The sequence below is a fragment of the Microvirga brassicacearum genome, from assembly GCF_008757455.1.
Lineage (GTDB): Bacteria > Pseudomonadota > Alphaproteobacteria > Rhizobiales > Beijerinckiaceae > Microvirga > Microvirga brassicacearum.
Map to the genome: position 1 here is coordinate 1 of NZ_VCMV01000044.1, position 5672 is coordinate 5672.

The 5672-nt window shown below is 58.8% G+C and carries 4 protein-coding genes; 3 read left to right on the forward strand and 1 reads right to left on the reverse strand.

Annotation, left to right across the window (positions count from 1 at the left end):
• Window positions 1-96 precede the first annotated feature (96 nt).
• A complete protein-coding gene (locus FEZ63_RS20190) occupies window positions 97-828 on the reverse strand; it encodes a carboxylesterase family protein (RefSeq protein WP_150947865.1) in 732 nt (243 codons plus the stop codon).
• A gap of 553 nt (window positions 829-1381) precedes the next feature.
• Here FEZ63_RS20190 and catB point away from each other — a divergent pair.
• The 3 genes from catB to FEZ63_RS20210 all read left to right on the forward strand — a co-directional run.
• The gene (gene catB, locus FEZ63_RS20195; RefSeq protein ID WP_150947867.1) at window positions 1382-2026 is read left to right on the forward strand and encodes a type B chloramphenicol O-acetyltransferase; all 645 of its coding nucleotides are present in this window, start codon (window positions 1382-1384) and stop codon (window positions 2024-2026) included.
• A 763-nt stretch (window positions 2027-2789) separates the two neighbouring features.
• Window positions 2790-3677 (forward strand): Hachiman antiphage defense system protein HamA, encoded by an 888-nt coding sequence (locus tag FEZ63_RS20205; protein ID WP_201274230.1) that lies wholly within the window; start codon window positions 2790-2792, stop codon window positions 3675-3677.
• Window positions 3667-5672 (forward strand): DEAD/DEAH box helicase (locus FEZ63_RS20210; protein ID WP_150947887.1); only part of this gene is annotated, 2006 nt, incomplete at its 3' end. The genes FEZ63_RS20205 and FEZ63_RS20210, both read left to right, overlap by 11 nt.

Consider the following 5672-nt stretch of genomic DNA (forward strand, 5'->3'; position numbering starts at 1 on the left):
GGTCGATGACCTGGGCCCGAGACAATGAACCTGCTCGCTTTGGCGCCGTTCCCTAGGAGCTGCCGGCCTAGCTCATCGGTCCTAGGCCTGGATCTGTCACTTTGCGGCGCTATCGAGGCGCTGGTTCAGAAGCCATTCCCACATCTTGGCATCATTCAAGGCGGCTGCTTCGACCGCGGTATGGTCCGCATCCTCCAATACGCTCAACCGCACATTGCGCTTGAGGCCCTTGAGCCGTTCATAAAGGACGACGGAGTCGGATAATGGGATGACCGCGTCTTCCGTGCCGTGGAACACCCAGAAGGCGGCCTTTTCATTGGTCCTGTTCAAATAGTGGCGGTTGCCGCCACCCGCGATGGGAACGATGGCTGCAAACCGTTCCGGAAACTGTTCGGCCATGGCCCAGGCGCCGAAGCCGCCGCGGCTATAGCCGATCACATAGATCCGGCTGCGGTCGATGCGGTGCTGCGCGACGACATCCTCGAGCGCGGCCCCCACTTTTTCGATCGGATAGAGGAGCTCTTCGCTGGGATTCTGCGGCGAGAAAACGAGAAACGGAAACTCCTTTCCGCCTTCGATCAATTTCGGTAGCCCGCTCGTCCTGACCTTATCGATATCGCGGCCGCCTTGATCCCCTCCATGAAGCCAGACGACGAGCGGATAGGTCGTTCCGGAGGTGTCATAATCCGCGGGCTTGTAGAGCAGATAGTCGAGGTCGTTCTTGATGCTGGCGTTTGACGTCAGCGCAGTCTGGCCTGCGGTCGCCGGCATCGGGCTCCAGAGAGCAATCGACGCGAGTGCAACCACTGTCAATGACGATCGAAACATGATCTCTCCTCTCTGCTGCATATGCTGGGAACAAGGATCAAATCGGCTTGGATCTCTGAATCGCCCCCTTAACATCGACCGCATCCTGCCCTTGAGGTCAACACGCCGTCGGGCGGACTGCACACCGCCAAGCGCCCGACCTGTCCAGGACGTCGGATGAAAATGCTCCAGGTGGTGCTGCGGATCGCGCTCTCGCTGGTCGTGGAATACCCATGCCAAGCCTGGAGTTGAGGCCTCGGATTACCGAAGGCTGTGTGGGACCCGGTCCAGGAGAGGGATCGGCGTGTAATCAGCGTGGAATGTGCTTGATCGGCCTAAACGACCATCTTGCGCGCGGTTCGAAGCTGCCGGTCGCTCTCTTGCATTCATGCAGGTATCCAGCGCATGTTGTTCGTATGAAATCCGCAGACTGTACCATCTGAATTTGCTTCCGCGTTTCGACGCGAGAAGCTTCTATGCCGGCATGTTCAATCAACTTGCCGGTTCGCGTTCGCATGCATCATCGCATGCGAAACGACGTCGCACACGCGGCTAACATTCAGTGGTAACTTCCATGAGAAACCTCTTCGAAAGTCCCTTCAAGGGCATTACACTCGACCAGCAGGTCACGAATCCGAACCTCGTCGTCGGTCGCTACAGCTACTACTCGGGCTACTACCACGGTCACAGCTTCGATGACTGCGCCCGGTTCCTTCTCCCGGACGAAGGTGCCGACAGGCTCGTCATCGGCAGCTTCTGCTCGATAGGATCAGGCGCGGCCTTCATCATGGCAGGCAACCAGGGCCATCGGAACGACTGGATTAGCACCTTTCCCTTCTTCTGGATGGCGGAAGTGCCAGCCTTCGCGGATGCAGAGAACGGATACCAACCAGCAGGGGATACCATCGTCGGCAATGACGTGTGGATTGGCTCTGAGGCGGTTGTCATGCCCGGCGTGAAGATCGGCGACGGCGCAGTGATCGGCACGCGTGCCGTGGTGACCCGGGACGTGGAGCCCTATGCCATCGTTGGGGGCAATCCTGCCAAGGTGATCCGCAAACGCTTCGATGAGGCTGATGTCGCCATGCTGCTAGATATGAAGTGGTGGGATTGGACTGAGGAGCAACTCCACAAGGCGATGCCGATCCTCACGAGCCCCACCGTGAGCGCACTTCACGACCATTGGCAGAAGGTGATCAAGAGCGACCACTGGCTGTAGATAGGATGTCCGCTTCTGCCCGTTCGCGATCCGAAGCGGACGGGCAGAAAACCACCCATGTCGGTCATGCCATCAAGGGTGTTGCCCCCATAAATGCAGCGACGGCGTCGGGTCAGAGTTTGACCTTCGAAGCTCGCAGTGAACGTCTGCTATCGACAGTAAGCCGAAGCGACGAGGATCGTGCTTCGGAAATGTGTCAGGAACAGACATTGTAGGCGCGCCACGGTTACGTCCGCTTCGCGCCGATCTCTGCCGTGCAGGTCAGCTTTATGACATCCTGAAAGCAGACATTGGCTCCGGCGACGCTGGAGCATGCCACGATTTGCTGTTGATAACTTCAGGCCACCAGAAAACTATCTATCCGTGTCAACCCGCGCAGTGAGCTTTGACGCTATCCGGATCGTCACTTCCCAGGAGCGCAATTCCCGACGGTCCGACACACGCGCCACAGAACAATCGCGCCTGTCGTACGATGTTGACACGATCTCTTCGCGCCCGATGAGCGAAGCGAGCGGCAGTGTGCGACGGCGTTCGCTCAGAACCCGGTGAGCACTTCGGACGTGTGCTCCACCACGGGGGGAGCCTCGAAGCTATGCGAGACCAGTTTGCGCCACTCGGCGAACCCCTCAGAATTTCGGAAATGAACCCTGTGGTCCTCAACCGTGTCCCAGCCGACAAGGAGCCGATAGTTGCTCCGGTTCTCAATTGAGCGATGGAGCTTCAGGTTCCTGCTCCCTGGGCGTTCTGGAACACGGAGGCCGCCTTGGCCACGCCGGCCTCGAACTCGGACTCCATTCCTGCCTTGACGCCCGCGAGTAATTTGTCTCTTAGCTATCTTAGCAAGATGACCAAGCCCACCCATGTGACCTGGCTGAATGATACCGGACAGACCGCAAAAACCGCGGACGGCTCCGTCGTCAGCATATGGGAGTTTAGCTACAAGCAGGATGACGCCGCGATGTCCGCCTGGGCGAAGCACTTCCGCGAGCATTATTGTCGTGACGCTGAGCTGCCTGATCTGGTTTCCGGCACCGGTAAGACCAATGCAGAATTCCTGCTGGAAATGAAATTTCCGGACAAAGCGCCCGGCCTCGGTCCGGCGACTAGGTCAGGCGACTTCGGTGAAATCCTCGTCGCTGACTACCTCGAATACATCCTCGATTACTGGTGTCCGCGCGAGCACCGATACGAGGGGCGAAAGAACCCTAACGTTTCCGATCCAGGCACTGATATAGTTGGGTTCAAGTTCTCGGGGAAGGTAGAGCCGACGGACGAGCTGTTTACAATGGAAGCGAAAGCGGGTCTGCGGCCGAGTAAGGAAAACAGGCTCCAGACCGCCATTGATGACTCAGGAAAAGACCTTCTTCGCGACGCCGCGACCCTCAGTGCGATCAAGCAAAGGCTGCTACTGAAGGACAAGGGGGAGGCGCTGACTGTTCAGCGCTTCCAGGACCCGGTGGATCGACCGTTCACGCGCGTCAGCGGGGCCTCGGCAGTGCTCGATGTTAACGTGCTTGATAAGATGGACATCGACAAGTCTGACGCCTCGAAGCACCCAAACAAGAACAATCTGAAGCTCGTCTTGATCAAGGGGACATCGATGATGGACCTCGTTCACGCCCTCTACGACAGAGCTGCCAATGAAGCCTGATACCGGTTCGATCAACGTACTGTCGACAGTGCGTGCGCGCGCGAAAATGCACGAGTTTCGCGTACCACCGGAGAGTTACAACGCGCTACCGCGCGATCCGAAGATGCTGTTTTCACTGGCGGTCGGCATTCTTGGCGATGCCGCGGCTGCGCTTGCCAGGCATTTCGTAGAGCCTGGATTCGAGGGCCGACCCGAAACCTGGACAGAGGAGGACGGTTCCATTTCGGACATGGTGCGGTTCTCCGCCGTCTTCTTCGATGCCTATCTCGAAGCGCAGTTAGACGCGGACATCGCCGCCGAATTCTCGCTACTCTGCGCCTGCTCCTATTATCTGTCGGAGGCAGTGGGCAATGCGACGGTCGTGGCCCGTCGGTCAGAAGCGCCGCCCCTCAACCTAGGCGGTGGGCTGGCGCTGCTGGCCTTCCGAGTTCTGCGAGGAGAGTACACCGACTTTCCTGGCGAGGCCGCACACAGCGACTTGGCGCAGGCGTTGAGCCAAGCGCTACGGCGGTATTTCGCGCTTGAGGGCGACGAGGTCGAAATCGTCACGATGTGCACGGCGCTCCGGGAACAGGTATACGCGTCGGGGACACCGCGGGAATTGCTCTACGGCGACCTCGTGGTTTCTCTCTGTGCGAGGAAGCTGCGTAACGCAGCCCGCAACCTGATACCCCCTCATTCAGGTCTGCCGCTGGAGGCTTGGGCGCCAGCGCTGCTGAAGTTCAGCTTTCCTACGGAGTTATGGCCCGCGCAGCAGCGCATTTGCGAGGCTGGACTGCTGAAAGGCCGCAGCGCTTTGATCCAGATGCCCACGAGCGCGGGCAAGACGCGGGCGACGGAATTGATCATCAGGGCAGCATTTCTCTCGAAGAGAACGTCCCTGGCGGTGATCGTCGCGCCATTTCGTTCACTATGCCATGACATCCGAAGCGACGTCGTTAAGGCGTTCTCAGGCGAGGACGTGTTGATCGATGAAATATCAGATTCCTACCTGTTTGATGTAGAACTCCAAGAGCTGTTCGCACGGAACAGCGTGATTGTGGTGACGCCAGAGAAGCTTCTTTACATGCTTCGGCGGGCCCCCGAACTGGCAGAGCGCATTGGGCTGATTGTCTATGACGAAGGGCACCAGTTCGAGGGATTTGCGCGCGGTCCGACTTATGAACTGCTGCTGTCGTCGCTTCGCATGACGTTAAAGGACGATGCGCAGGTGGTTCTCATCTCGGCCGTCATCGGAAACGCGCCTCAGATCGCAGAATGGCTGATCCGGGATGCGGAGGCGATCGTTGGTGGTCAGGGTATGCTGCCGACCGCGAAGAGTATCGCGTTCGCAAGCTGGAAGACCGAACGTGGCCAGCTTCAGTATGTACAGCCCACCGACCCCGAAGAGTCCGAGTTCTACGTGCCGCGGGTCATCGCTGCGATGCCGCTTGAAAAGCTGACGCCGAAGGAAACAGCGGCCAGGTTGTTTCCTGAGCGCAACAGCAAGAACGGCACCACGCAGAGCACCGAGGTCGCGCTCTACCTGGGTCTGCACCTCGTTCCAAACGGGAGCGTCGCTGTCTTTTGCGGACAGAAAGGAAGCGTAAGCAAGACGTGCCGCCGCGTGGGAGAGATTTTTGCGCGTAAGGTACCGGTGGACGCCCCTACGGGGTTTTCGAATGCCGAAGAGCTGGACAAGATTTCCAGGCTGTTCGCGCGGCAGATGGGTGCGGATGCCGATGTGGCGGCTGGAGCAGGATATGGTGTTCTGGCGCACCATGCGAACGTGCCGCACGGTCTGCGATTGACGGTCGAGCATGCGATGAAGGAAGGGCACGCGAGGTTCGTCGTGTGCACCTCCACCTTGGCCCAGGGCGTGAACTTTCCCATCAAATATCTGATTGTCACCGCTACCCAGCAGGGTAAGGAAAAGATCAAGGTTCGCGATTTCCATAACTTGATGGGGCGGGCGGGACGCGCGGGCATGCACACGGAAAGCAGCGTGATTTTCTC

Bases quoted from the DNA above. Each gene is read 5' to 3' on its own strand.
- FEZ63_RS20190 (WP_150947865.1), bottom strand. From the start codon at position 828: ATGTTTCGATCGTCATTGACAGTGGTTGCACTCGCGTCGATTGCTCTC.
- catB (WP_150947867.1), top strand. From the start codon at position 1,382: ATGAGAAACCTCTTCGAAAGTCCCTTCAAGGGCATTACACTCGACCAG.